This window comes from Sphingomonas japonica, assembly GCF_006346325.1.
Classification (GTDB): domain Bacteria; phylum Pseudomonadota; class Alphaproteobacteria; order Sphingomonadales; family Sphingomonadaceae; genus Sphingomonas; species Sphingomonas japonica.
The window spans coordinates 178,919-204,233 of record NZ_VDYR01000001.1; the positions used below are offsets into that span (position 1 = coordinate 178,919).

The window sequence follows — 25,315 nt, forward strand, 5'->3', positions numbered from 1 at the left end:
ACGCTATTCGTGGCGCAGCGCGTCGATTGGGTTGAGCGCGGCGGCGCGGCGGGCCGGGAAGAAACCGAACACCACGCCGATCACTGCCGAGATGGCGAAGGCGATGACATTGATCTGAAGGTCGAAGATCCACGGCACCTGCATCAGCGGGGTGAGCACCGCGATGACGATCTGCGCCAGCACCAGCCCGATCAGCCCGCCGAGCATCGACAGCACGATCGCCTCGACCAGGAATTGAAGCAGCACTTCGCGCGCCACCGCGCCGATCGCGAGGCGGATGCCGATCTCGCGCGTACGCTCGGTCACCGACACCAGCATGATGTTCATGATGCCGATGCCGCCGACCACAAGGCTGATCCCCGCCACTGCGGCGACGATCGAGGTGAGCAGCTGCGTCGTGCCGGTCAGTGTCTGGGTGATCTGCGCGGTGTCGAAGATGTTGAAATTATCTTCCTCGCCCGGCTCGATGTTGCGGCGTTCGCGCAAGAGATCGCTCAGCGCGGCCTGGACCTGCGCAGTGTCGAACGCGGCGTCGGTGCCGACCAGCATCACCGAGATGTCGCGCGACCCGGTGAAACGCCGCTGCACCGCCTTGATCGGCATGATGACGATATCGTCCTGATCGCCGCCGAACCCGGCCTGGCCGCGGGTTTCGAGGGTGCCGATGACGTCGCATGAAATATCGTTGAGGCGCATGCGTTCGCCGATGGCATTACCGCCACGAAACAGGTTCTGCCGCACGGTGTTGCCGATGATGCACACCGCCTTGCCCGATGCTTCCTCGGCCGGAAGGAAGATGCGGCCCGACGTCAGTTCCCAAGGCTGGACGTCGAAATAGGCGCTGGTGGTGCCGTTGATCGTCGTCGACCAGTTGGCGCCGTTGTAGATCGCGGTCGCCGAGGACTGCGCCTGCGGGGCTACTGCGGTGACCCCGGCTACCTGGCGCTGGATCGCGGTCACGTCGGCTTCCTCGAACGCGGGCGGGCGCGGGCCGCCGCCGCCGCGGCCAAAGCCCTGGCCAGGCCGGACCTGGAGGATATTCGTGCCGAGCGACGCGATCGACTGGGTGACGGCGGCGGTGGTCGCGGTTCCGAGCGTGACCATCGCCACCACTGCGGCGACACCGATGACGATGCCGAGGATCGTCAGGAACGAACGCAGGATATGGCGGCGGATCGAGCGGATCGCGAGGGTGAAGGTGGTCAGCAGCATCAGGCGAGCGCCGCGCGCTGCGCATGGCCGGCCTCGATGCGTTCGACCAGCCCATCCTTGAAATGGACGATGGTGCGCGCGAAGGCGGCCATGTCAGGTTCGTGCGTGACCATCAGCACGGTGATGCCGTTGGTCTGATTGAGGTCGGTCAGCAATTCCATGATCTCGACCGAGCGTTCGCTGTCGAGATTGCCGGTCGGTTCGTCCGCGAGGAGCACGTCGGGGCTGGTGACGATCGCGCGGGCGATCGCGACGCGCTGCTGCTGGCCGCCCGACAGCTCGGCGGGGGTGTGGTCCCACCAGTCGGCGAGCCCGACCTTGTCGAGCGCCGCCATGCCGAGGTCGTGGCGCGTCTTTTTGTCCTCACCGCGATAGACCAGAGGTAGCTCGACATTTTCGAGCGCGTTGGTGCGGCTGAGCAGGTTGAAACCCTGGAACACGAAACCGAGATATTTGCGGCGCAGCAGCGCGCGCTGGTCGCGGTCGAGCGTCTCGACGGGGACGTTACGGAAACGGAACGTGCCCCCGGACGGCACGTCGAGGCAGCCAAGGATGTTCATCGTCGTCGACTTGCCCGACCCCGACGGCCCCATCACTGCGACGAAATCACCCTGCGCGATGTCGAGATCGACGCCCTTGAGCGCCTGGAACGCGGTCGGCCCCTCGCCATAGGTCTTTACCACGCGGCGCAGGCGGATAATCGGTTCGGCGTCAGCCACCGCGCGCGCCCTTGGCCGCGCCGGCGCCTGCCTTGGTCGCGCCGTCTTCGCCCGAGAGCTGGCCAGTGATGATCTGCATGCCGGGGCGCAGGTCGCCGCCGGTGACCTCGGTCATGCTGCCGTCGGTGTTGCCCGTCGTGATCTGGACGGCGCGCGGCTGGCCGTCTTCACCGAGCACATAGACGGTCTGCTGCGACCCGCGGCCGATCGTTGCGGTGCGCTCGGGGCGGCCGCCGCGGCGGCGTCCGCGCGGCACGATCGCCCCTGCCAGCCCGCCGCCCTTTTCGGCCTCGGCACCGGAGGCGGCAGGCGTGAAGCGCAGCGCACCGTTGGGGACGAGCAGCACGTTGCGGCTTTCCGCCGTCACGATCTCCGCGGTCGCGGTCATGCCGGGGCGAAGCCGCTGCTCCGGATTGGCGACGCTCAGGGTGGCGGCGTAGGACACGACCTGGCCGGTGGTCTGGCTGGTGGTCGTCGTCGTCGACGACGAGCTTGCAGCCTGCGCCGACAGGTTCGACCCGACATCGACGCGAGTGATCGTCGCCGGGAAGGTTTCGCCGGGAAAGGCGTCGACCGCGAAGGTGGCGCGCTGGCCCTCCTTTACCGAGCCAACATCGGCCTCGTCGATCGCGACCTCCAGCTCCATCTGGCTGAGATCCTCGGCGATCACGAACAGGGTCGGGGTGTTGAGCGAGGCAGCGACGGTCTGGCCGGGATCGACCTGCCTTGCGAGCACGACGCCGTTGACCGGCGAGCGGATGATCGCGCGTTCACGCTGGGTCTGGCTGGCCGACAGCTGTGCGCGAGACGCCTCGACATTTGCCTGGGCGGTGCGGACCCCGGCGACGGCGCGCGCGGAAGCGGCGCGGGCGGTGTCGAGTTCGGTCTTGGCAGGGACGCGCCCGCCCGACAGGCGGCTCACTTCCTCGAACCGGCCGAGCGTCGCGCGCGCTTCCTGCAAGGTCGCTTGCGCCTGCTCGACGGCGGCCTGCTGCGCGGCGAGATTGGCCTGGTTCTGGCGGATCTGGTCGTCGAGCTGTTCCGGGTCGATCAGCGCGAGCGACTGGCCCGCGGTGACGCGGTCGTTGACGTCGACGACAACCTGCGTGACCAGTCCCGACAGCTGCGAGCCGACCGTGACCTGATTGGTCGGCGCGAGCTTGCCGGTCGCGGACACGGTGACGGTGAGCGAGCCGCGGCGCGCGGGCTGGGTGGCGTAGCCGGTCGCTTCGGCCGGAGACAGCACGCGCCAGGCGGTGAAGACGAGCAGCAGCACGCCGATCGCGACCGCGACCCATTTGAGGTTGCGGCGCCATGCCGGGGTCTGTTTCGCGCCCAGAAACTCGTCGAGCGCGGGGGAGGGGGCGGTTTCCTGATCAGCCATTGCCGTTCCTGAAGGTCGTCGAGGCGGACGCCCCGGGGAGCGTGGTCGAATCCCAGCCGCCGCCCAATGCGCCGAACAGCTGGATGAGTGCGGTGGTGCGGTCGGACTGCGCCGTGGTCAGGCTGTTGCGCGCCTGCAGCAGCGTGGTTTCGGTCTGGTTCAGCGTGGTGAAATCGGTGAGGCCGGCGCGGTACTGGCTGCGCGACAGGATCGCCGAATTATTTGCCGCGTCGAGCTGGATGGTGATCTCGGCCCTGCGGGCGTCGGCGGTGTTGAGCGCGACGATCGCATTCTCGATATCCTCGAGCGCGACCAGCACCGTCTGGCGATAGGCGAGGAACGCGGCGTCGGTCGCCGCTTCCTGCGCGCGCACCTGCGATCGGGTGCGGCCGCCGTCGAAGATCAGCTGGCTGAGCCCTGCGAACAGGCTGCCGGTGACGAGATCGCCGATGCGGGAGATCGCGGTGGCGTTGGTGTCGAGCCCGCCCGAGATCGACAGCGCCGGATACAGCTGGGCAGTGGCGACGCCGACCTGCGCGGTTGCGGCGGCGAGCTGACGCTCGGCGGCGCGCACGTCGGGGCGCTGGCGCAGCGTGTCGGCGGGGATGCCGACCGCGATCGCCTGCGGCCCGAGCGGAATCGGCAGCGGTTGTTCGAGGCGGGAGCGCAATGCACCCGGCGCCTGGCCGATCAGTACGCCCAGCCGTGCCACGGACTGCGCATAGCTTTGTTCGAGCGACGGGATCGTCGCGGCGGTGGCGGCACGCTGCGACCGGGCCTGTTCGGTATCGAGCGAGGAGACCAGCCCGGCCTGGATGCGGAAGCCCGCGATTTCGAGATTCTCGTCCTGGATGGCGAGGCTCAGGCGGGCATTGGCCAGCTGCGCCTGCGCGGCGCGGGCGAGGACGTAGTTGCGCGCCACTTCGCCCTGGATCGCGGTGCGGATGCTGGCGAGGTCGAACGCCGAGGCTTCGTAGCCGGCCGACGCGCCCTCGATCGAGCGGCGCACACCGCCGAACAGATCGACCTGATAGCTGGCGTCGCCGCCGATCGAGAAATTGTCCGAAGACCCCGCGCCGGTTTCGATGATCGTGCCGTCGGGGAGCTGGACGGTGTTGGTGCCGCCGACCAGATTCTGCCGCCGCGAATAGCCGCCCGACGCGCTGAGCGAAGGCAGCAGGCTGCCGCGCGCCTGTACCAGCGATTCGCGCGCCTGACGCAGCCGCGCGACCGCCTGGCCGACGTCGAGATTGTCGCGGGTCGCGGTCTCGACCAGTTCGCCGAGCAGCGGATCGTCGAATTGTGCCCACCAGCGGGTCAGATCGACCTGCGGCGCAGGCGGGGCGGCGACCGAATAGGCGTCGGGTACGCCGAGGTCGGAAGCGCTCGACGGGCGATAGTCGGGGCCGACACTGCAGCCGGCGAGCGCGAGCGCCGAAGCGGTGAGGACGAGGAAGGGCCTGGCGAACATGGCGGCACGAATGCCGCAGGCTTTACGTCGGCGTCCAGTAATTTAGTGTCGCAGAATGTATCGACGTCCCGCGCACCGGTCAGGATGCAACCCCCCGCGGTTTCGCCGGTTGGCGGGAAAACCCATAAAGCGATATGCGTTCAAGGAGATGCCGCATGGCCCAGCCCGACCTCTACCCGGTTCCGCCCGAATGGGCCGCGCGGGCCAAAGTCGATGCGGCAAGCTATGCGCAGCTCCACGGCCGCAGCCTGGCCGATCCGGGGAGCTTCTGGCTCGAACAGGCGCGGCGGCTCGACTGGGTCAAGCGGCCGGAGATCGCAGGCGACTGGTCGTTCGACGAAAAGGATTTTCACATCCAGTGGTTCGCCGACGGTAAGCTCAACGCCGCCGCCAACTGCATCGACCGGCACCTCAAGGAGCGCAGCGACGCGGTGGCGATCATCTGGGAACCCGATGAACCGGGTGAAGAAGCACGCAGTTTCACCTATCGCGAATTGCATGCCGAAGTGTGCCGCTTCGCCAACGTCCTCAAGGCGCTGGGCGTGGCCAAAGGCGACCGCGTCACGATCTATCTGCCGATGATCCCGGAAGCGGCGTTCGCCGTACTGGCGTGCGCGCGGATCGGCGCGATCCATTCGGTGGTGTTCGGCGGCTTTTCGCCCGAGGCGCTGGCCGGGCGGATCGAGGATTGCGACAGTAAGCTGGTGATCACCGCCGACGAGGGCCGCCGCGGCGGCAAGCGCATCGCGCTCAAGGCCAATGTCGACGAAGCCGCGGCGCGGGCGCCGAGCCTGGAGACGGTGCTGGTCGTCAGGGCGACCGGCGGCGAGGTGACGATGAGCGAGGGGCGCGACATCTGGTTCGACGCGGTCGCGCAGGGCGTCGCGGCGGATTGCCCCGCCGAGCCGATGGGTGCCGAGGACCCGCTGTTCATCCTCTATACCAGTGGCTCCACCGGCAAACCCAAGGGCGTGCTGCACACCACCGGCGGATATCTGCTGTGGGCGGCCATGACGCACGATCTGGCGTTCGACTATGTGCAAGGCGACGTGTTCTGGTGCGCCGCGGATATCGGCTGGGTTACCGGGCACAGCTATATCCTCTACGGCCCGCTCGCCAACGGCGCGACGACGCTGATGTACGAGGGGCTGCCCAACTGGCCCGACGCCAGCCGCATCTGGCAGATCGTCGACAAGCACAAGGTGCACACACTGTTCACCGCGCCGACCGCCCTGCGTGCGCTGATGAAGGACGGCGACGGCCCGGTGCGGGCGACCGATCGCTCGTCGCTCAAGCTGCTCGGCACGGTCGGCGAGCCGATCAATCCCGAGGCATGGCGCTGGTATCACGGGGTCGTCGGCGAGGGGCTCTGCCCGATCATCGACACCTGGTGGCAGACCGAGACCGGCGGGGCGATGATCGCGCCACTGCCGGGGGCGACCGATCTGAAGCCGGGCAGCGCGACCAAGCCGATGCCCGGCGTCGATCCGCAGATCGTCGATGCCGAAGGCCAGGTGCTTTCTGGCGCGGCGGAGGGCAATCTGGTCATCGCGCGCAGCTGGCCCGGGCAGATGCGGACGGTATGGGGCGACCACGACCGGTTCTTCCAGACCTATTTCACCACCTATCCCGGCAAATATTTCACCGGCGACGGCGCGCGCCGCGATGGCGACGGCGATTACTGGATCACCGGCCGGGTCGACGACGTCATCAACGTGTCGGGGCACCGCATGGGCACTGCCGAGGTCGAAAGCGCGCTGGTCGCGCATCCCAAGGTCGCCGAGGCGGCCGTGGTGGGTATGCCGCACGACGTGAAGGGGCAGGGCATCTATGCCTATGTCACGCTCAACGCCGGTGAAGAGGGCGGCGAGGCATTGCGCGACGAATTGCGGCAATGGGTGCGCAAGGAGATCGGCCCGATCGCCACGCCCGACGCGCTGCAGTTCGCGCCCGGCCTGCCCAAGACGCGGTCGGGCAAGATCATGCGCCGCATCCTGCGCAAGATCGCCGAGGGCGACGTCGGGTCGCTGGGCGATACATCGACGCTCGCCGAACCGGCGGTGGTGGGCGATCTGGTCGCGAACCGGGTGGCGTGACACGCGATCCTTGCCCTTGGCGGCCTTTCGCCCTAAATCGTAGATATTGGATCGGCCGCTCCGGGTAGGGGCGGCCCTTGTTGTTTCTGGAGAATATCGTGGCCCAGCCGCTGATGCCGCATGCGACCGCTTCCTGGCTGGTCGACAACACCGCGCTTTCCTTTTCGCAGATCGCCGAATTCTGCGGGCTGCACATCCTGGAAGTGCAGGCGATCGCCGACGATACCGCCGGGTCGAAGCTGACCGGGCGCGATCCGGTGCGCGCACACGAATTGACGATGGACGAGATCGAGAAGGGGCAGGCCGATCCCGATTACGTGCTCAAGATGTCGAAGGGGCCCGAACAGGTCCGCCGTACCAAGGGGCCGCGCTACACGCCGGTTTCCAAGCGGCAGGACAAGCCCGACGGCATAGCATGGATCATCCGCAACCATCCCGAGATTTCGGACGGCGCGATCGGCAAGCTGATCGGCACGACGCGTACGACGATCGGCGCGATCCGCGACCGCAGCCACTGGAACATCGGCAACATCACGCCCAAGGATCCGGTAACGCTGGGACTGTGTTCGCAGCGCGAACTGGACGCGCTGGTCGCCAAGGCGGCGAAGGCGGCGGGGATCGAGGCGCCGGTCGACACCACGCTCGACAGCGATCGCGAGAGCCTGATCGAGGAACTGCGTGCCGAGCGGATCGAGACCGCGCGGCTGGCCGAGATGGCCGAGCGCGGCGAGCTGCCTGCGCCCAAGCCGTTGTTCGAGGACCCGTTCAAGCGGTGACGTGACCGCGCGCAGTCGGCTTGCTAGGCTCGCCCAAACCGCCGGGGGGCGATTCGGGAGCATAGCATGTCCGACCTTCGTGCCCGCGCGATCCAAATCTACGACCAGTTCACCCACGAGCATCGCGACCGGCGGCAATTGCTGCGCGAGATGGCGCTGCTCGCCGGTTCGGCCGCAGCGGCCGAGGTGCTGATCGCGTCGATCGCGGCGTCGCCGGCGGCCGCGCAGCAGATCGATCCTGCCGATCCGCGGATCATCACGCGCAAGGGCGGCTATGCGATCGGCGGCGGCGAGATGCTGACCGGCTATTTCGCCGCGCCGCGCAAGCCCGGACGCAAGGTCGGCGCGGTGATCGTGGTGCACGAGAATCGCGGGCTGACCCGTCATATCGAGGATGTCGCGCGGCGTGTGGCGCTCGACGGGTTCTTCGCGGTCGCGCCCGACTTCCTGACGCCGCAGGGCGGCACCCCCGCCGACGAGGATCGCGCGCGCGACCTGATCGGCACGCTCGATTACGACCGGGCACTGGCGGGCGGCGTGGCGACGATCGCGCGACTGTCGCGGCTGAGCGGCGGCACCGGCAAGGTCGGCGCGGTCGGGTTCTGCTGGGGCGGGGGCTATGTCAATCGGCTGGCGGTCGCGGCGGGCAGCGCGCTGGCAGCGGCGGTGCCCTATTACGGCCCGGCTCCCGACCCGAGCGAAGCGGGAAAGGTCGAAGCGGCGATGCTGATTCAGCTGGCCGGCAACGACACGCGGGTCAACGCGACGGCGCTGCCGTGGGGCGAGGCGCTGGAGGCGGCGGGCAAGCGCGTGACCGTCGAGACCTATCCGGGGGTCGAGCACGCGTTCAACAACGATACGTCGGCGGAACGCTATGACGCCGCGGCGGCGAAGCTGGCGTGGCAGCGGACAACCGACCTGTTCAAGGCGACGCTCGCTTGACAGACAGGATTACAGATGTTCTTTATATGTTCCTGACCGACTCGGGAGGACGACCATGGCCGATACGCTGATCCTGTATACCAACCCGATGTCGCGCGGACAGATCGCACGCTGGATGATCGAGGAGGTCGGTGCCGACTATACGACGCAAATCCTCGACTATGGCACGACGATGAAGGGGGAGGCGTACAGGGCGATCAACCCGATGGGCAAGGTGCCCGCGATCAAACATGGCGAGCGCATCGTTACCGAGGGCGCGGCGATCTGCGCCTATCTGGCGGATGCGTTCCCGGATGCGGGGCTCGCTCCCGATGTGGCGGACCGGGCGGACTATTATCGCTGGATGTTCTTTGCCGCCGGACCGGTCGAGCATGCCGTGACCAATCGCTCGCTCGAGATCGCACCGACCGAGAAGCAGCAGATGATGGTCGGGTACGGGCAATATGACACGGTGGTCGAGTTGCTCGACGGATGGCTTTCGTCGCACGAGTATTTCGCGGGCGATCGCTTCACCGCGGCGGATGTCTATGCCGGGGCGCAAATCGTGTGGGGGGTCGGCTTCGGCACGCTTCCCAAATTGCCGTCGTTCGAAGCTTATGTCGCGCGGGTGAAGGCGCGTGAGGCGTATCAGCGGGCCAAGGCGATCGACGACGCGCTGATCGCGGAGATGCAGGGGGCGGGGGCATAAGGCGATCGGCGGCAGTTGGCCAGTGTCCGGCGCCCACGCCGACGCTTCAGGATCGCCGGTAATCGATAGCAACGATCCGACCAATCGTCGGTTCGAATGACAGCCGCGCCAGGGGCGGCACCGGGGGGAACGAATGATTTACAAGGCGCTTGCCCTGCTCGTTTTCATGGCGTTTCCGGCGATGGCGCAAACGGTGCCAACCGACAGTGGCCGGGTCTCTGGTAGCACCCAGGGAGGGGTGTCGAGCTGGAAGGGCATACCATTTGCCGCCCCGCCGGTCGGTGAACTGCGCTGGCGTGCGCCGCAGCCCGTGGCCAAGTGGAGTGGAGTTCGGCCAGCCATCGACTATGGGCACGACTGCATGCAGTTGCCGTTTCCCAGCGACGCCGCACCGCTCGGCACTACGCCGGCCGAGGACTGCCTGGTGCTCAATATCTGGAAGCCGGCCGGCGCAACGGACAAGTTGCCGGTGATATTCTGGATCTATGGCGGCGGCTTTGTGAACGGCGGAGCGTCGCCGCCCACCTATTCCGGGGCGAACCTGGCACGGCAGGGAGTGATGTTCGTCAGCGCCAACTATCGCGTCGGCCGGTTCGGCACCTTTGCGCATCCGGCATTGACCAAGGACGATCCCGACAACGGAATGCTCGGCAATTATTGGCACATGGACCAGTTGGCCGCGCTGAAATGGGTGCAGCGCAACATCGCCGCGTTCGGCGGCGACCCGGATAACGTAACGCTGACCGGAGAGAGCGCAGGCGGCATGTCGGTCAACGCGATCGTCACTTCGCCCGTGGCCGAGGGGCTGTTCGATCGCGCGGTCGTGATGTCGGGTGGCGACGGCCGGGGATCGGAGGCAAGCGGACTATCCGCAGCGGAGACGATCGGCATCGATTTCGCTGCGAAGCACGGCATTGCGGCGGACGATCCGCAGGCCCTGGACAAGCTGCGCGCGCTGACCGCCGACCAGATCACCGACGGGCTGAACCTGACGGCATTGTTCGCGCCGTCAGGCGGACCGCGCACCTTTGCCAGCCCCTATGCCGATGGCATCAACGTCGTCGACGTCGCCAAGGCCTATTCCGGGGGCGATTTCCCCAAGGTTCCGATGATGGTCGGCGCGACGGACAATGATATCGGCGGCGCGACTGGCTATATGGTCGCCGGTGCCCGGCAAGTGGCCGCAGCGACCGCTGCGGCTGGCGCCCCGACATATCAATATCGCTTTTCCTACGTCGCCGAGACGTTGGGGAAAACGGGGGCAGACCATGCATCCGAAATTCCCTGGTTCTTCGACACCGTGGCGATCAAGTACGGCGACAGGACAGCGCCGCGCGACCTGGCGATGGCCAAGACGGTGAGTGCGTATCTGGTCAACTTTGCCAAGACCGGCGATCCCAACGGCTCCGGCCTGCCGCACTGGCCGCGCTACGATCGCGCCGACGACCGGCTCATGGAGTTCGAGTCGAGCGGCGATGCGGTCGCAAAGTCCGATCCGCTCGGTGCCAAGCTGGACGCTGGTGCGGTGGCTGGAGAATGACGGGGCAGCGGCGTCGCTGCCCTATTGCTCCACGCGCGGGGTTGCCGGGAAGCGCGTGCGTGCTTGTGCGAAGACGCCGCGGGCTGCGGCGGCGCCCGGGGTGGTCGCGGTGGCGCCGACCCACCGCCAGTGCCACGGTTCCCACTTGACCTTTTGGGCGTTGCCCGCCGGAAAGGACAGCTCGAACCCGAATTTCGCGGCGTTGGCGAACAGCCATTTGCCGACCGGAGTGGTGCCGAAGCACGCCTCCGCATCGGGGCAGCCATTCGGGCTGCGGGTGCCGAAATCGACGACATAGCCGGTGGCGTGCTCGCTATAGCCCGGCGGCGCGGAGGCCCAGGCGCGCTCGGCGAAGCTGCCGCTTTCGTCGGCATTGATGCCGCCGCAGAAGGTCGCGTTCTGGAGCTGGTAGGAGCGGTGGCACGACACTGCCCTGATCTGGCCCGCGACCAGCGGATCGCTGCCCGCCGCGGCGAGCATGCGCGACAGGTCGGCGAGCATGGCCGGATGGACCTTGCACGAACCGTCGGGGGATAGCTGCGGCGGGGCGGAGACGAGCGCGGTGTCGCTGACCGGGGTGTAGGGCAGGTGATTGAACAGGCGACCATCGGAAGCCGAGTTGACGACGCCGCGTTCGCACAGGGCAAGGCGGCGCGGGGCGACGATTGGCGGAACATAGACGGGCGGCGGGGCGGCCGTGGGGGCGGGTGGCGCGGGCGCCGGGGCGGGGGGAGCGGGCGGTTCGGTGGCGCAGGCGGCGAGCGCGAGCAGCGATGCGCAAGCCAATGCGGGCAGTGATGCGCTCTGGCCTGCCAGCACGAGCAGCGATCGGCACTGGCCTGCCAGTGCGGGGCGTGGCACAGCGCGGGCCATGTTATCCGACAGAGTCCTGTTCATCGACGGCGAAGCGCTGGTGATCGATAAGCCGGCGGGGCTGCCGGTCGACGAGCCGCGCGACCGCAGCCCCAGCGTCACGTCGATGCTTGGCGAATTGACGTTCGGTTTCAAGCGCATTCCCCTGCCGGTGCATCGGCTCGACCGCGATACCAGCGGCTGCCTGCTCCTGGCGCGTAACCCCAAGGCGCACAAGCGGTTCCAGCAGGCGTTCGAATCGGGGGCGGTGCGCAAGCGCTATGTCGCGGTGCTCGACGGGGTGCCGGAGGCGACGGCCGGGCTGATCGACTTGCCGCTGGCCAAGGTTTCGACGCGCGAGGCGGGATGGCGGATGGTCGGCGATGCGAACGGCAAGGCGGCGCGGTCGCGCTGGAAGCTGATCGCGGTGCATGACGGCAGGGCCAAGGTGGCTTTTTATCCCGAAACCGGGCGTACGCATCAGATCCGTGTCCATGCCGCGGAGGGGCTGGGCATCCCGATCGTCGGCGATCCGGTATACGGAAAAGGCGGCGCGATGATGCTGCTGCACGCCGCCGAGCTGGGCGTGGTACGGCCGGGCAAGGACGACATCACCGCGCAGTCGGACCTGCCTGCGCGATTCGTCGCTGCGGGCTTCGGCGATGGCTGAGGAACGGCTCTTCGACCTGCGGGTTCGACGGATGCCGGAGCCATGACCGCGATCCACATCACCCGCTCGATCGCGATCGACAGCGGCGAACTCGAGGAAAGCTTCACGCGTGCGTCGGGGCCGGGCGGGCAGCATGTCAACACCACCGACAGCGCGGTGCAGCTGCGCTTCGACGTGGCGAACTCGCCCAATCTTCCAGAAGCGGTCAAGCTGCGGCTGGCGGATCTCGCCGGGTCGCGGCTGACCAGGGACGGGGTGCTGGTGCTGCGCAGCGACGGCGCGCGGTCGCAGGAGATCAACCGGCGCGAGGTGCGCGAGCGGCTGTGCGACCTGATCCGCGAAGCTACGTTCGTGCCCAAGAAGCGACGCCCGACCAAGCCATCGCGGGCCGCGAAAGCGCGCCGGGTGGACGCCAAGAAGGGGCGTTCGCAGATCAAGGCCGGGCGGGGGCGACCGGATCTGGATTAGCCGGCCGGACCGCCTATGTGCGCAGGCCGGGCTGGAAGGGTTCCCGACTCCGCTCGAACCAATGAACTTTGCTGGAGCCCGACGATGTACGACTTCACCGTTGCCGCCGACAGCAAGGCCGAGCTGTACCGCGACCTCCATTCCGCGCTCGACGCGCTGACCGCGGACGAGCCCGATGCGATCGCCAACATGGCCAACGCCGCTGCGCTGCTGTGGGAATATCTGCCGCAGCTCAACTGGGCGGGTTTCTATCGGCTGATCGGCGGCGAGCTGGTGCTCGGGCCGTTTCAGGGCAAGGCGGCGTGCATCCGCATCGCCATCGGCAAGGGCGTGTGCGGCGCGGCGGCGGCAACCCGCGCGACGCAACTGGTGGAGGACGTCCATGCCTTCCCGGGGCATATCGCCTGCGATGCGGCGAGCCGTTCCGAGCTGGTGGTGCCGATCATCGCCCATGGGAGGCTGATCGGGGTGCTCGACCTCGACAGTCCCGTTCCGGCACGCTTCGACGCCGAGGACGCGGCGGGATGCGAGGCGCTGGTGGCGTTGCTGGCGCCGCGCATCGCCGGCTGACCCGGAACGGGACAGGGGTCGGGACGTTGCCGCGGTGCGATCGGCGGCGTTCGTGTGTTACTGCGTGCATGACCCATTTCCGGTTTGCCGAATGCGGCGGATCGGCGCGAGGAGTGATGTGATGCGAGGCATGATGATCCCGGCGATCGCGATGGCGATCCCGTTCGCTGCGCTGTCCGGCACGGCGCAGGCACAGCAGAGCGGCAGTGCGGTGGCGGTCGATCCGCAGGGCAATGTCGTCGACACGCGGCCCGGCGTCACGTGGCAGGACGACGACTATTATTCCGAGCGCACCTATGACGACGGCGTCTATGACGATCGCGAGGACGATGACCGGGTAGTCTATCGCGACCCGCCACCGCCGCCGCCCGCGCCGATGCAGGATGCCGCCCCGCGCGTGACATTCGCGCCGCCGCAGGAAGTTGTGCAGGGACGCGCCGCGCCGACGGCACCGCCGCCTCCCCCGGTACGGCAGGCCGGCCCTCCGCCTCCGCCGCCCGCCGCTCCGCCGCCACCCCCGCAAGCGCGCGCCGATCGCGACGCGCCGCCACCGGTCCTGCGCCGCGAGCGCGAGGAGATGATGGCCGGAGAGCCGGGTGCACGCTATGCGCCGCCACCGCCGCGTGGGCATCGCGGGCATGACGCTCCGCCACCACCGCCCCCGCCCGGCTATTACGATGATGATGGCTATGCCGATGCGGGCGCCTACGATCGCTATTATGCCGATGGCTATGCCTATGCCGAAGATATGCGCGACTATCGCGAGCGCTATGCGCCGCCGCCGTCGGTAACGCATACCGGGCCGGGCCAGGTGACCACGACGACGACCTATTCGGGCGACGGATATATCGAGGACGGCTATTATTTCCCGCCCGCGGTTACGACGACGGTGGTCGTCAATAATGGCTGCAATTGCTGAGCGTCAGCGGCGCGGGGCGCGTTCCCCGAACGTGACGATGCTCTCGGCGCCGCTGGCGGAAAGCGCCGATACGCCGATGAAGTGATCGTCGACGACGATCGGCAAGGTCAGTTGCGTGCCGGTCACGTCGCGCTGGTCGGTCCAGTCCTGCGTATCGGCGCGGCGCCAGCGAACACGGTAGCGCGCCGCGCCGGGGACCTCGGTCCACGCCACCCTGGTATCGTAGGCAAGCGCGCCCTCGAGCGTGACCGTCCGAGGTGCGGCGGGCGCGCTGGCGAAGCGGCGTATCGCCGCGACGTTGAGTGCGGTGATCTTCGCGAGATAGGCGAAATCCATCTTTTCGGAGGTGTCGCCGTACGCGGTGCCATCCTCGCTGCGGACATTCTGGTGCTGGCCGCGATAGTTTTCGGCCGCAACCGAGAAGCGGACCGCGGGATAGCCGCGCGCCAGAAACGGTTCATGGTCGCCGCCGCGGCCGAAGCGATCGGGGCGGCGCACGAGGAAGGCATCGAGGCCGCCGGTTTCGTCGGCGAGCCCGTCGATCGCCTTGGCCAGCGCGCGCGAGGGGCCATCGTCTTCGCCGCCGATGGCGCGGCGCGCGCGGGCGGCGTCGCTGTCCTCGGCGCTACGGATGCCTTCGGAAAAGATGCGCACGGTGTCGGCGCGGACGGCGCCATTGCCGCCGATACTGTTGCCGACGATGTCGTTGTTCAGCACCGCCGACACGGTCCAGCCGCGCTCGGCAGCGATGTCCGCGAGCAGCGTGCCGCCCCACAGCCCCTGCTCCTCGCCCGACAAAAGCGCGTAGACGATCGTCGCGTCGAAGCGCTCGCGCGACAGGATGCGCGCAGCCTCGAGCACCAGCGCGGTGCCCGAGCCATTGTCGTTGGCGCCGGGTGCATCGCCCGCGGCATCCATGACGTCGCCGTTGATGCTGTCGATATGCGCCGCGACGATGACGACACGTCCGGGATCCGTGCCGCCCTGGAAGCCAAGCACGTCGACGACCTCGACCCCGCCGGGCGCACGCGGGCCGGTGAAGGTGCGCGCGACATTGGCGACGGTGATGCACTCGCCACATGCCTCGCCGATCTGGCCGAGGCGCTCGGCCGCCCAGCGCCGCGCAGCACCGATGCCGCGGTTCGGATCGGTAGTGCTCGACGCGGTGTGACGGGTGCCGAAATCCACCAGCGTCTCGACGTCCGCGCGCAGCCGGGCGGAGTCGGGAGCGTCCTGTGCGGCCGCGGGGGTTGCGAACAGGGCGAGCGGGACGAGGAGGCGCATGCGGCCAGGGTGGCGCTGAAGGGAGGTCAGGGCAAGGGCTACCAGCGAACGGCGTCGGGGGCGGCGAATGGCCTGGGGGGTGAACCGCCGGTATCCCTCGAGATCAGCTCAGCCGATCGATCGCTTCGGAATCGAGGCTGCCGGGGATGATCATCAGCGGCACGGTCAGCGCGCCGGCATCGGCACCGGCGAAATGGCTGACCAGCGCGCCTGGCGCGCCGGTTGCGGCGGCGCCGAGCACCAGCGCGGCGATTTCGGGATTGTCGCGGATCATCTCGCGGATGATCTTGGGGCCGTCGCCTTTGAGCACGGTGATCGAGGGTTTCAGCCCCGATTCCTCGAGCAATGTCCCGGCCGCGCCGGTGACCAGCGCTTCGGCGCGCTGGTGCGCTTCGGCCTCGATCGTCGCCATCACGCCGCCCCATTGCACGAAGTCGGGCGTGGGGATGAGCGCGAGGATTTCGACGCTGCCGCCGGTCTTGACCGCGCGGCGTGCGGCGAAGCGCAAGGCGATCTCGCTTTCCGGACTTTCGTCGATGACGACCAGATAGGTGCGCATGATCCTCAATCTCCCCCGTCTCAGCTAGTCAAGCCGGCACCGGCCCGCTCCCCCCACCCGGCCGCCCACGCAGAATATCCCAGATGGGCGGCCGGGTGGGGGAGCGGGCCGGTGCCGTTTGGCGCGACCACGCGTTAGGTGGCCCGAAGCGACGCTTTGCGCAAGACCGCGCCCTTGACCCGATCCGACGGTACGGCAAAGAGGGCGTTCGAACCGGAACCCAACGACAGGACCCCGCCCACCCATGTCGATCGAACTCAAAATGCCCGCGCTTTCCCCGACGATGGAGGAGGGCACGCTCGCCAAATGGCTGGTGAAGGAGGGCGACAGCGTCAAGTCGGGCGATCTGCTGGCGGAGATCGAGACCGACAAGGCGACGATGGAGTTCGAGGCGATCGACGAGGGCGTCGTCGCGAAGATCGTCGTGCCCGAGGGCACCGACAATGTGAAGGTCGGCGCAGTGATCGCGGTGATCGCCGAGGAAGGCGAAGACGCTTCGGCGGTCGAGGCGCCCACTGGCGAGGCCAAGCCGGCTGCGCGGGCGGACAAGAGCGACGCGGACGCGGCGCGCAAGGATGAAGTCGAGGCCGAGAAGGAAACGCCCGCGGCAAAGCCGGACGGGGCGGCGGCTGGCGATCGGGTCAAGGCAAGCCCGCTGGCGCGGCGGCTGGCGGCGGAGAAGGGGATCGAGCTGTCGGCGCTGTCGGGTTCGGGACCGAACGGACGGATCGTGAAAGCCGATCTAGAGGGCGCGAAAGCGGGCGCGGCACCGGCCGCCAAGCCTGCCGAATCCGCCAAGCAGGCACCGGCGGCCGCACCGGCACCGGCCGCGACGGGCGAGGCCAAGGCGGTGTGGTATGACGAGAGCATTCCGCACAGCGTCGAAAAGCTGTCGAACATCCGCAAGACGATCGCGCGCCGCCTGACCGAGGCGAAGCAGACGATCCCGCATATCTATCTGACGGTCGATATCCGCCTAGATGCGCTGCTGAAGCTGCGCGGCGAACTCAACAAGGGGCTCGAGAGCCGCGGCGTCAAGCTGTCGGTCAACGATTTGCTGATCAAGGCGCTGGGCGTTGCGCTGGAAGCGACGCCGAAGTGCAACGTCACCTTCCTGGGCAACGAGCTGGTGACATATCACCGCGCCGACGTGTCGGTGGCGGTATCGACGCCGACCGGGCTGATCACTCCGATCATCCGCGACGCCGCCAATATCAGCCTGTCGAAGATCTCGACCCAGATGAAGGACCTGGCCGGGCGTGCCAAGGAGGGCAAGCTCAAGCCCGAGGAATATCAGGGCGGCACCGCGTCGATCTCGAACATGGGGATGTTCGGCATCAAGCAGTTCGACGCGGTCATCAACCCACCGCAGGGCATGATCCTGGCCGTCGGTGCGGGCGAAAAGCGCCCCTATATCGTCGACGACGCGCTGGGCGTCGCGACCGTCATGTCGGCGACCGGCAGCTTCGACCACCGCGCGATCGACGGCGCCGACGGCGCGCAGTTGATGAAGCTGTTCAAGGAACTCGTCGAGAGCCCCTTGGGCTTCATCGCCTGAGCGAGCGGCAATGGCGATCGCGCGTGTCCTGATCCAGATACTGCATACGCTGGCCGGGCTGCTCGCGGCCGCGATGATCACGGGAGCGGCGGCGTGGGCGTATCCGCAGGGGCAGCGCGAAATCTGGTGGGTCGGCTATGCGGCGATGGTGGCGATCGTGCTGCTGTCGATCCCGCCGGTACGCCGCGCGGTAGAAGAGCGGGGCGTGCGCGATGACGGCTGAAGCGGCGAGCCCGCCGACCGGCCAGCCGGCGATCCGGGTGACGACGATGCCCGCCGACGCCAATGCCTATGGCGATATCTTCGGCGGCTGGCTGATGAGCCAGATGGACATGGCCGCAGGGCTGGTCGCGGCACGCTATTCTAAGGGCCGCGCGGTAACGATCGCGATGGACGGGATGCAGTTCCACGCGCCGGTCGCGGTCGGCGACGAGGTGTCGGTCTATGCCGATCTGGTCAAGGTCGGTCGCACGTCGATGACGATCCAGGTCGAGGCGTGGCGGCGCGACCGGCACCAGGAGGAGCAATGCCGGGTGACGCAGGCGCGGTTCGTGTTCGTCGCGATCGACGAGGACAAGCGGCCGCGGGTGATTGGACGGCTCGAGAACCCAGTTCTAGACGTAGCTCCGTAGAATATGTACCATCCGGTGACATTTTCGGAGCGGCGAGCGTGAAGATCGGGATCAAGGAATTTCGCGAGCGGTTGAGCGAGATTGCGCGCGGCGGGGAAGTCGTCGACATCACCAATCACGGGCGCATCATCGGAACTTTCACGCCCCGCGTTCGCGATGCCGACAAGATGCGCGCGGCGGCGGAGTCCATCCGTCGCTGGCAGGAAGATATGAAGGCCACAGGCGTCGATCTTGAGGCAGAGCTCGCTGCGCTAGGCCTCGACCCCTGGGGTGAGCCGCTGGACGCGCGTGCCTGAGTGCGGAACCTGGTCGTCGATGCCAATGTCATGGTCAGCGCGATCCTTGGTCGATCGCTGCCGCTGGTGCTCGACATCGCGCTAGAGACCGTGCTGATGGTGCCGACGCCGATGATCGCCGAGGCCAAGCGTAATGTCGCGAGGAAGCGCGGTGCCGAAGCGGCGGTGCACGTCGATACGCTGCTCGAACTGATCGCGCCGATCGACCCCTTCGCATTCGTGCATCTCGAACGCGAAGCGCGGGATCGGTTGGACGCCGGGGGCCAGAGCGACTGGCCGGTGCTGGCAACCGCGCTCGCCTTTGAGGCGGACATCTGGAGCCGCGACCGCGATTTCTTCGGAACCGGGGTTGCGGTTTGGGCCACGCGCAATATCCGGCGTTCAGCAGCGACGCCGACCAATTTCGATGACGGAGCGACAAATGCCTGACACCTACGACCTCATCGTGCTGGGCAGTGGCCCCGGCGGCTATGTCGCGGCGATCCGCGCGGCGCAGCTGGGGATGAAGACCGCGATCGTCGAGCGCGAATTGCTCGGCGGCATCTGCCTCAACTGGGGGTGCATTCCGACGAAGGCGCTGCTGCGCTCGGCGGAGATCCTCCATTATATGCAGCATGCCAAGGATTACGGGCTCAAGGCCGACGGGATCAGCGCCGACCTCGACGCGGTGGTCAAGCGCTCGCGCGGTGTGTCGAAGCAGCTCAACCAGGGCGTCACCCACCTGATGAAGAAGAACAAGATCGCCGTGCATATGGGCGAGGGCAGGCTGACCGGAAAAGGCACGCTGTCGGTGACCGACAAGGACGGCAAGAAAACCGATCTGTCGGCCAGGAACATCATCGTCGCGACCGGCGCGCGGGCGCGTGACCTTCCGGGCACGCCGGCCGACGGCAAGCGCATCTGGACCTATCGCCACGCGATGGTGCCGCCCGAAATGCCGACCAAGCTGCTCGTCATCGGATCGGGCGCGATCGGGATCGAATTCGCCAGCTTCTACAACGACATGGGCGCCGAGGTGACCGTGGTCGAGATGATGGATCGGATCGTGCCGGTCGAGGATGCCGATGTGTCAGCGTTCCTCGAAAAATCCCTGAAGAAGCAGGGCATGACGATCCTGACCGGCGCGGGCGTCAGCGACGTCAAGCCGGGTGGCAGCGGCGTGACGGCGAAGATCAAGGACAAGGCGGGGAAGGAGGAGACGAAGGAGTTCAGCCACGTCATCGTCGCGATCGGCATCGTGCCGAACACCGCCGATATCGGGCTGAAGGAAATGGGCGTCCAAATGGACGATCGCGGCTTCCTCAAGACCGACGCGATGTGCCGCACCAATGTCGAGGGGCTATGGGCGATCGGCGACATCACCGCGCCGCCCTGGCTGGCGCACAAGGCGAGCCACGAAGGCGTGATCGCGGTCGAGGCGATCGCGGGCAACCATCCGCACGCGATGGACCCGCTCAATATTCCGGGCTGCACCTATTGCCATCCGCAGGTCGCCAGCGTCGGGCTGACCGAGGCCAAGGCCAAGGAAGCCGGGTACGAGCTGAAGGTCGGGACCTTCCCCTTCATCGGCAACGGCAAGGCGATCGCGCTGGGCGAGGCGGAAGGCTTCATCAAGACGGTGTTCGACGCCAAGACCGGTGAATTGCTGGGCGCGCACATGGTCGGCGCGGAAGTCACCGAGCTGATCCAGGGCTATACTGTGGGCAAGACGCTCGAGACTACCGAGGCGGAGTTGATGGAGACGGTGTTCCCGCATCCGACGCTGTCCGAGATGATGCACGAGAGCGTGCTCGCGGCCTATGGCAAGGCGCTGCATATCTAGCGGAACCAGCATGACCGACCACGCCACCGGCACGCACGTCTTCACCCCCGATCCGCGCAACGATGCGGTGCTGATCGACGTCGACGGGGCGCTGCTGCCGCGACCGCAGGCGATGGTGTCGGTGTTCGATTCAGGCTTCATGCTCGGCGACGGGGTGTGGGAGGGCTTGCGTGTCCATCGCGGGCGGATCGCGTTTCTCGACCGGCACCTCGACCGGCTCTATGCCGGGGCCAAGGCGATCCTGATGGATATCGGCATCGACCGCGCCGCACTGACGCGACGGCTGTATGCGGCGCTCGATGCCAATGCCATGGACGGCGAGGGCGTGCATATCCGGCTGATGGTGACGCGCGGGGTTCGATCGACCCCGTACCAGGACCCGCGCGTCGTGATCTCGCCTGCGACGATCGTCATCATCCCCGAATGGAAGACGCCCGCGCCCGAAACCGCGACGCGGATGCTGAACCTGTTCACCGTGCATGTCCGAAGGGGCTATCCGGATGTGCAGGACCCCAAGCTCAATTCGCATTCCAAGCTCAACTGCATCACCGCGTGCATCCAGGCGGCGCAGGCGGGGGCCGACGAGGCGCTGATGCTCGACCCGCACGGGTTCGTGGCGACGTGCAACTCGACGCATTTCTTCATCGTGCGCGGTGGCGAGGTGTGGACCTCGAGCGGGGACTACTGCCTTGACGGGATCACCCGGCGGATCGTGATCGAGGTCGCGCGCGAAGCGGGGATCCCGGTGTTCGAGCGCAATTTCTCGCTGTCCGATGTCTATGGCGCGGACGAGGCGTTCACGACGGGCACGTTTGCGGGCGTCGCGCCGGTGGGCGTGGTCGACGGGCGGGTGCTGGGGACCGAGCGCGGGGCGATGGTGGCGCGGTTGCAGGCGCTGTACCGCGCGCGGATCGAGGCGGACGTGGCGAGCGCCGTGAGGCCATGACGGTTCGCATCGCGATGTGGTCGGGGCCGCGCAACCTGTCGACCGCGCTGATGCGCAGTTTTTCGAGCCGGGCGGACTGCGCGGTGAGCGACGAGCCCTTTTACGGCTGTTTCCTCAAGGCAAGCGGCGAGCCGCACCCGCTCGCCGCCGAAACCATCGCCAGCATGGACTGCGACTGGCGAACCGTGCTTGCGACACAGTCTGGCGATGCGCCGGGCGATCGGCCGATCTGGTATCAAAAGCACATGCCGCATCACATGATCGGCCCGGTGACGATCGCCGACATGCCGGCGCATCGCCATGCCTTCCTGATCCGCGCGCCGCAGCGTTTCGTGGCGAGCTATCGCGCCAAGAACGAGCTGCGAAGGCCCGAACTGCTCGGCTTTGCGCAGATGCGCCGCTATTTCGAGCGCGAGGCGGATCGGATCGGCCGCGCCCCGCCGGTGGTCGATAGCGACGATATCCTCGCCGATCCGGCAGCGCTGCTGCGCGTGCTGTGCGACGCACTGGCGATCCCCTGGGACCCGGCGATGCTGAGGTGGCGCGAGGGACCGCATCCCGAGGACGGCGTATGGGGCAGGCACTGGTACGACCAGGTCAACCGTTCCACCGGTTTCGGCCGCCCGCCTGGGCCGTTGCCGCGGCTGGAAGGCGATTATGCAGCGGTGGCGGATGCGTGCGCCGACGACTATGCGGCGATGGCAGCGCACCGGATCACCGCGCGCTGAATTCCTGAACGATCGGCCCCATTGCTTCGATCGGCGGAAACGCGTCGAACTTGTGGGGTGCGGGGGTGTCGGCCCAGGGAAGTTTCTCGGCAACGAAGGTTTCGACGAACGGCACGAAAGCCGCAGCATCGTCGAGTAAGGTAGCGCGGACGTTGATGAACCCCATGTCGCTGGCAAAGGTCGTGAACAGCCAGCTCTTGCAGGCATCGCAGTGATGGTGGTGCAGATCGCCGGTGCCGAGCCCGCCGCGCACCGTCTCACCCGCGACGACTTCGAAGCCGTCGGTCGGGATGGCGACGCTGGTCGAGAACGCGCTGCCGGTCATTTTCTGACAGCCGGTGCAGTGACATGCCATCGTCAGCATCGGCGCGGCGGTCACACGGAAGGCGACCGCGCCGCAGCGGCAGCTTCCCTCGGTAGGCTGGACGGGTTCGGCCATGCAATGCTCCTAGCTCGACGGATCGTCAGCGACCCGGCATCGTCGGCGCTTACCAAGAATCGGAAGGAAGTTCGATGGTGTTGCCGATCCTGTGGCCGACATTGGCGCTGGTCGCCCTGATCTTCGCGGTGTGGTTCACGCTGTTCGTCCAGCGCATCGGGCATATGCGGCGCCATCCCCCCACGGCCGAGGATTTCGCGAGCGGCGGAGCGGCACTGCGCTATTTCCGGCCGGTCGAGATGCCGGCCAACAACCTGGCCAATCTGTTCGAGATGCCGGTGCTGTATTTCGCGCTGGTGCCGCTGTTGCTCGTGACCTCGCATGCCGGGCATGTCCAGGTGACGCTCGCATGGGCGTATGTCGCGCTGCGCGCGGTTCACAGCTATGCGCATATCGCCGCCAAACAGGTCCGGCCGCGCTTCATGGCGTATCTCGCGTCATGTGCGGTACTGGCGGCGATGTGGATCGGCTTCGCGATCGACATGGCGCGCGCAACCGGTTGAGGCATCGTTGGTTGTCCGCGCATCCGACAGGAGTAAGTTGCCATGACCATTCGCACCGCCGCCCTGATCCTGCCGCTTGCCGCCCTGCTCGGCGCGTGCGGCGACGAGGCTGATGCCCCCGTCACCAACGATGTGGTGCTGACCGAACCGCTGCCGGATGCAGCGCCGGCGGCGGGTGCCATGCCCAGCCCACCGGCTAATAGCACTATGACGCGCGAACAGGTGTCGGACGCGATGGCCAGCGGCGACTGGAACACGACCGGAGCCGAACCGGCCCCAGTCAACGCGCAATAGCGAGCGGCTGCCGATCCAATCGCGATGTTGCGCCGACGGCCCGTCCGGCGGAGTGGATCAAGCGTTCATTCCTCGCGACGGGAGCGCTAAACATCGGAGAAATAATCGGAACATCCCGCCCGAGCATGCGCTTGTGGGGTCGCGGCCGGCGCAATGGCGCGCGCCGCATGACACCAACGGGAGACGCGATCATGGGCCTTTTCACCAAGGATATCGAGACGCTCGACGACCTGTTCGTTCATACGCTTCAGGACATCTATTATGCCGAGAACCAGATCACCAAGGCGCTGCCGAAGATGATCGAGAAGGCCACGGCCCCCGAACTCAAGGGGGGCTTCGAGACGCATCTGCGCGAAACCGAAGGCCAGATCGCACGGCTGGAACGCGCCTTCCAGATGCTCGATCTTTCACCCAAGGCCGTGACCTGTCCGGCGATCGACGGCATCATCAAGGAAGCCAATGAACTGGCGGGCGACATCGCCGACAAGTCGGTGCTCGACGCGGGGTTGATCGCATCGGCGCAGGCCGTCGAGCATTACGAGATCACCCGGTACGGCACCCTGGTCGCCTGGGCCAAGCAACTCGGGCGCGGCGATGTCGCGAGCCTGCTGGCCGAGACGCTTGAAGAAGAGCGCGCGACCGACGAAAAGCTGACAACGATGGCCGAGAGCCGCGTCAACCGGGCGGCCGAGGCCGTTACGGCATAGACCTTAAGCACCGGCGCGGGCAGGACGCCTGCGCCGGTCGCTGCCGCGGCGGCCTCCACCCCGCCCCCATTGACCACCTGTGCCCCCATTGTTAAAGGCGCGTCCGTCCCGCATCGGACGCTTGCCGATTCTTTCGGCGGGTGGCCCGTGGTCGCGGGGCAGAGCTGAACGTTGTTGGAGACGAAGGCCCGGGGGGTCGATTGACCGCCCCGGCCTTGCTGTATTTTTCAAAGTGGCTCCGACAAAGTAACCGCCGGCAAGTGGCCGGTAACTCAAAAGGTGAAGGGCTTCATGCCGACGATCAACCAGTTGGTCCGCAAGGGCCGCGACCCGCAGAAGGCCAAGAGCAAGGTCCCTGCGATGGACGCAAACCCGCAGAAGCGCGGCGTTTGCACGCGCGTCTATACGACGACTCCGAAGAAGCCGAACTCGGCTCTGCGCAAGGTGGCCAAGGTTCGCCTGACCAACCAGCGCGAAGTCATTTCGTACATCCCGGGCGAAGGCCACAACCTGCAGGAGCACAGCGTCGTGCTGATCCGCGGTGGCCGCGTTCGCGATCTTCCCGGTGTGCGCTACCATGTGCTGCGCGGCGTCCTCGATACCCAGGGTGTCAAGGATCGCAAGCAGTCCCGCTCGAAGTACGGCGCCAAGCGTCCGAAGTAAGCCGGCCCGAATGGGTCATCTGGCTGAAGTTAAGAGGAAACGAACATGTCACGTCGTCGTCGTCCCGAAAAGCGGGTCATCCTGCCGGATCCCAAATATGGTGATCTGGTGCTTTCGAAGTTCATGAACAGCGTCATGCTGGACGGCAAGAAGGCGGTTGCCGAGGGCATCGTCTATTCCGCGCTGGAAACGGTCGAGACGCGCGCCAAGAAAGACCCGATCGGGATCTTCCACGACGCGCTCAACAACATCAAGCCGGGCATCGAGGTCCGCAGCCGCCGCGTCGGCGGTGCGACCTATCAGGTTCCGGTCGAGGTGCGGCCCGAGCGAGCGCAGGCGCTGGCGATCCGCTGGCTGATCGCATCGGCGCGCAACCGCAGCGAGAACACGATGTCGGCGCGGCTGTCGGGCGAACTGCTCGACGCGTCGAACAATCGCGGCAATGCGGTCAAGAAGCGCGAAGACGCGCACCGCATGGCCGAGGCCAACCGGGCCTTTTCGCACTACCGCTGGTAACCTATATGGGGCGGGCAGGGTTCGTGCCCTGCCGCCCCCGCATACCCCGTTCGTGCTGAGC

30 protein-coding genes are annotated in these 25,315 nt (G+C 67.3%); 22 read left to right on the forward strand and 8 right to left on the reverse strand.

Annotated features, from left to right (window positions below; genetic code table 11):
- Positions 1-3: 3 nt before the first annotated feature.
- Genes FHY50_RS00870 through FHY50_RS00885 form a run of 4 tightly spaced genes read right to left on the reverse strand, consistent with a single transcriptional unit; the run spans position 4 to position 4,786 of the window.
- On the reverse strand, positions 4-1,212 hold the full coding sequence (locus FHY50_RS00870; RefSeq protein WP_140046527.1) for an ABC transporter permease: 1,209 nt from the start codon (positions 1,210-1,212) through the stop codon (positions 4-6).
- Positions 1,212-1,931, reverse strand: coding sequence for an ABC transporter ATP-binding protein (locus tag FHY50_RS00875; protein WP_140046528.1), 720 nt, complete (start codon positions 1,929-1,931; stop codon positions 1,212-1,214). The genes FHY50_RS00870 and FHY50_RS00875 overlap by 1 nt, the downstream gene beginning before the upstream one ends.
- On the reverse strand, positions 1,924-3,315 hold the full coding sequence (locus FHY50_RS00880; RefSeq protein WP_140046529.1) for an efflux RND transporter periplasmic adaptor subunit: 1,392 nt from the start codon (positions 3,313-3,315) through the stop codon (positions 1,924-1,926). Before FHY50_RS00880 ends, FHY50_RS00875 begins: the two co-directional genes overlap by 8 nt.
- A complete protein-coding gene (locus FHY50_RS00885) occupies positions 3,308-4,786 on the reverse strand; it encodes an efflux transporter outer membrane subunit (RefSeq protein ID WP_140046530.1) in 1,479 nt (492 codons plus the stop codon). The genes FHY50_RS00880 and FHY50_RS00885 overlap by 8 nt, the downstream gene beginning before the upstream one ends.
- A 155-nt stretch (positions 4,787-4,941) precedes the next feature.
- On the opposite strand from FHY50_RS00885, the gene acs reads away from it, so the two are divergent.
- The 5 genes from acs (at position 4,942) to FHY50_RS00910 (ending at position 10,828) form a co-directional block, all read left to right on the forward strand.
- Positions 4,942-6,882 carry an acetate--CoA ligase gene (gene acs / locus FHY50_RS00890; protein ID WP_140046531.1) on the forward strand — a complete coding sequence of 647 codons (1,941 nt, stop codon included), beginning with the start codon at positions 4,942-4,944 and terminating at the stop codon, positions 6,880-6,882.
- A 113-nt stretch (positions 6,883-6,995) separates the two neighbouring features.
- Complete coding sequence (locus FHY50_RS00895; RefSeq protein ID WP_180345122.1) at positions 6,996-7,658, forward strand: DUF1013 domain-containing protein; 663 nt, start codon at positions 6,996-6,998, stop codon at positions 7,656-7,658.
- Between the two features lie 66 nt (positions 7,659-7,724).
- Complete coding sequence (locus FHY50_RS00900) at positions 7,725-8,600, forward strand: dienelactone hydrolase family protein (RefSeq protein ID WP_140046533.1); 876 nt, start codon at positions 7,725-7,727, stop codon at positions 8,598-8,600.
- A 55-nt stretch (positions 8,601-8,655) separates the two neighbouring features.
- Positions 8,656-9,288, forward strand: coding sequence for a glutathione S-transferase family protein (locus FHY50_RS00905; protein ID WP_140046534.1), 633 nt, complete (start codon positions 8,656-8,658; stop codon positions 9,286-9,288).
- Positions 9,289-9,421: 133 nt separating this feature from the next.
- Entirely contained in the window at positions 9,422-10,828 is a 1,407-nt protein-coding gene (locus FHY50_RS00910; protein ID WP_140046535.1) for a carboxylesterase/lipase family protein, read from the forward strand.
- 21 nt (positions 10,829-10,849) lie between these two features.
- Here the strand turns inward: FHY50_RS00910 and FHY50_RS14320 are convergent, their stop codons facing one another.
- Positions 10,850-11,689, reverse strand: coding sequence for a M15 family metallopeptidase (locus tag FHY50_RS14320; RefSeq protein WP_244935269.1), 840 nt, complete (start codon positions 11,687-11,689; stop codon positions 10,850-10,852).
- A gap of 10 nt (positions 11,690-11,699) precedes the next feature.
- On the opposite strand from FHY50_RS14320, the gene FHY50_RS00925 reads away from it, so the two are divergent.
- The 4 genes from FHY50_RS00925 (at position 11,700) to FHY50_RS00940 (ending at position 14,307) form a co-directional block, all read left to right on the forward strand.
- Complete coding sequence (locus FHY50_RS00925; RefSeq protein WP_140046538.1) at positions 11,700-12,350, forward strand: RluA family pseudouridine synthase; 651 nt, start codon at positions 11,700-11,702, stop codon at positions 12,348-12,350.
- A 42-nt stretch (positions 12,351-12,392) separates the two neighbouring features.
- Positions 12,393-12,818, forward strand: a complete 426-nt coding sequence (gene arfB, locus FHY50_RS00930) for an alternative ribosome rescue aminoacyl-tRNA hydrolase ArfB (protein ID WP_140046539.1) — start codon at positions 12,393-12,395, stop codon at positions 12,816-12,818.
- Positions 12,819-12,902: 84 nt separating this feature from the next.
- On the forward strand, positions 12,903-13,388 hold the full coding sequence (locus FHY50_RS00935; RefSeq protein ID WP_140046540.1) for a GAF domain-containing protein: 486 nt from the start codon (positions 12,903-12,905) through the stop codon (positions 13,386-13,388).
- A 121-nt stretch (positions 13,389-13,509) separates the two neighbouring features.
- Positions 13,510-14,307, forward strand: coding sequence for a hypothetical protein (locus tag FHY50_RS00940; protein WP_140046541.1), 798 nt, complete (start codon positions 13,510-13,512; stop codon positions 14,305-14,307).
- 3 nt (positions 14,308-14,310) lie between these two features.
- Here the strand turns inward: FHY50_RS00940 and FHY50_RS00945 are convergent, their stop codons facing one another.
- Entirely contained in the window at positions 14,311-15,591 is a 1,281-nt protein-coding gene (locus FHY50_RS00945; RefSeq protein ID WP_140046542.1) for a M28 family peptidase, read from the reverse strand.
- 103 nt (positions 15,592-15,694) lie between these two features.
- Positions 15,695-16,150 carry a universal stress protein gene (locus tag FHY50_RS00950; RefSeq protein ID WP_140046543.1) on the reverse strand — a complete coding sequence of 152 codons (456 nt, stop codon included), beginning with the start codon at positions 16,148-16,150 and terminating at the stop codon, positions 15,695-15,697.
- Positions 16,151-16,394: 244 nt separating this feature from the next.
- Between FHY50_RS00950 and FHY50_RS00955 the strand changes: the two genes are divergently transcribed.
- The 8 genes from FHY50_RS00955 to FHY50_RS00990 are packed head-to-tail and all read left to right on the forward strand — an operon-like array spanning position 16,395 to position 22,132.
- Positions 16,395-17,708 carry a pyruvate dehydrogenase complex dihydrolipoamide acetyltransferase gene (locus FHY50_RS00955; RefSeq protein WP_140046544.1) on the forward strand — a complete coding sequence of 438 codons (1,314 nt, stop codon included), beginning with the start codon at positions 16,395-16,397 and terminating at the stop codon, positions 17,706-17,708.
- Between the two features lie 10 nt (positions 17,709-17,718).
- The gene (locus FHY50_RS00960; protein WP_140046545.1) at positions 17,719-17,931 is read left to right on the forward strand and encodes a hypothetical protein; all 213 of its coding nucleotides are present in this window, start codon (positions 17,719-17,721) and stop codon (positions 17,929-17,931) included.
- Positions 17,921-18,340, forward strand: a complete 420-nt coding sequence (locus tag FHY50_RS00965) for an acyl-CoA thioesterase (protein WP_140046546.1) — start codon at positions 17,921-17,923, stop codon at positions 18,338-18,340. Before FHY50_RS00960 ends, FHY50_RS00965 begins: the two co-directional genes overlap by 11 nt.
- A gap of 38 nt (positions 18,341-18,378) precedes the next feature.
- Entirely contained in the window at positions 18,379-18,636 is a 258-nt protein-coding gene (locus FHY50_RS00970; protein ID WP_140046547.1) for a hypothetical protein, read from the forward strand.
- On the forward strand, positions 18,637-19,065 hold the full coding sequence (locus FHY50_RS00975; RefSeq protein ID WP_140046548.1) for a PIN domain-containing protein: 429 nt from the start codon (positions 18,637-18,639) through the stop codon (positions 19,063-19,065). It begins immediately after the preceding gene.
- Positions 19,058-20,458 (forward strand): dihydrolipoyl dehydrogenase, encoded by a 1,401-nt coding sequence (gene lpdA / locus FHY50_RS00980; protein WP_140046549.1) that lies wholly within the window; start codon positions 19,058-19,060, stop codon positions 20,456-20,458. Before FHY50_RS00975 ends, lpdA begins: the two co-directional genes overlap by 8 nt.
- 10 nt (positions 20,459-20,468) lie before the next feature.
- Positions 20,469-21,404 carry an aminotransferase class IV gene (locus FHY50_RS00985; protein ID WP_140046550.1) on the forward strand — a complete coding sequence of 312 codons (936 nt, stop codon included), beginning with the start codon at positions 20,469-20,471 and terminating at the stop codon, positions 21,402-21,404.
- Positions 21,401-22,132, forward strand: a complete 732-nt coding sequence (locus tag FHY50_RS00990) for a sulfotransferase-like domain-containing protein (RefSeq protein ID WP_140046551.1) — start codon at positions 21,401-21,403, stop codon at positions 22,130-22,132. The genes FHY50_RS00985 and FHY50_RS00990 overlap by 4 nt, the downstream gene beginning before the upstream one ends.
- On the opposite strand, the gene FHY50_RS00995 is transcribed toward FHY50_RS00990, so the two are convergent.
- Entirely contained in the window at positions 22,119-22,571 is a 453-nt protein-coding gene (locus tag FHY50_RS00995; RefSeq protein WP_140046552.1) for a GFA family protein, read from the reverse strand. The genes FHY50_RS00990 and FHY50_RS00995 overlap by 14 nt on opposite strands.
- Positions 22,572-22,645: 74 nt before the next feature.
- Between FHY50_RS00995 and FHY50_RS01000 the strand changes: the two genes are divergently transcribed.
- The 5 genes from FHY50_RS01000 (at position 22,646) to rpsG (ending at position 25,254) form a co-directional block, all read left to right on the forward strand.
- Positions 22,646-23,074: an MAPEG family protein gene (locus FHY50_RS01000; protein WP_140046553.1), complete on the forward strand. Its 429-nt coding sequence runs from the start codon at positions 22,646-22,648 to the stop codon at positions 23,072-23,074.
- Between the two features lie 42 nt (positions 23,075-23,116).
- Positions 23,117-23,368: a hypothetical protein gene (locus FHY50_RS01005; protein WP_140046554.1), complete on the forward strand. Its 252-nt coding sequence runs from the start codon at positions 23,117-23,119 to the stop codon at positions 23,366-23,368.
- A 167-nt stretch (positions 23,369-23,535) separates the two neighbouring features.
- On the forward strand, positions 23,536-24,075 hold the full coding sequence (locus tag FHY50_RS01010; protein ID WP_243846662.1) for a YciE/YciF ferroxidase family protein: 540 nt from the start codon (positions 23,536-23,538) through the stop codon (positions 24,073-24,075).
- Positions 24,076-24,366: 291 nt separating this feature from the next.
- Positions 24,367-24,738 (forward strand): 30S ribosomal protein S12, encoded by a 372-nt coding sequence (rpsL, locus tag FHY50_RS01015; RefSeq protein ID WP_140046555.1) that lies wholly within the window; start codon positions 24,367-24,369, stop codon positions 24,736-24,738.
- A 45-nt stretch (positions 24,739-24,783) separates the two neighbouring features.
- Complete coding sequence (rpsG, locus tag FHY50_RS01020) at positions 24,784-25,254, forward strand: 30S ribosomal protein S7 (RefSeq protein WP_140046556.1); 471 nt, start codon at positions 24,784-24,786, stop codon at positions 25,252-25,254.
- Positions 25,255-25,315 lie beyond the last annotated feature (61 nt).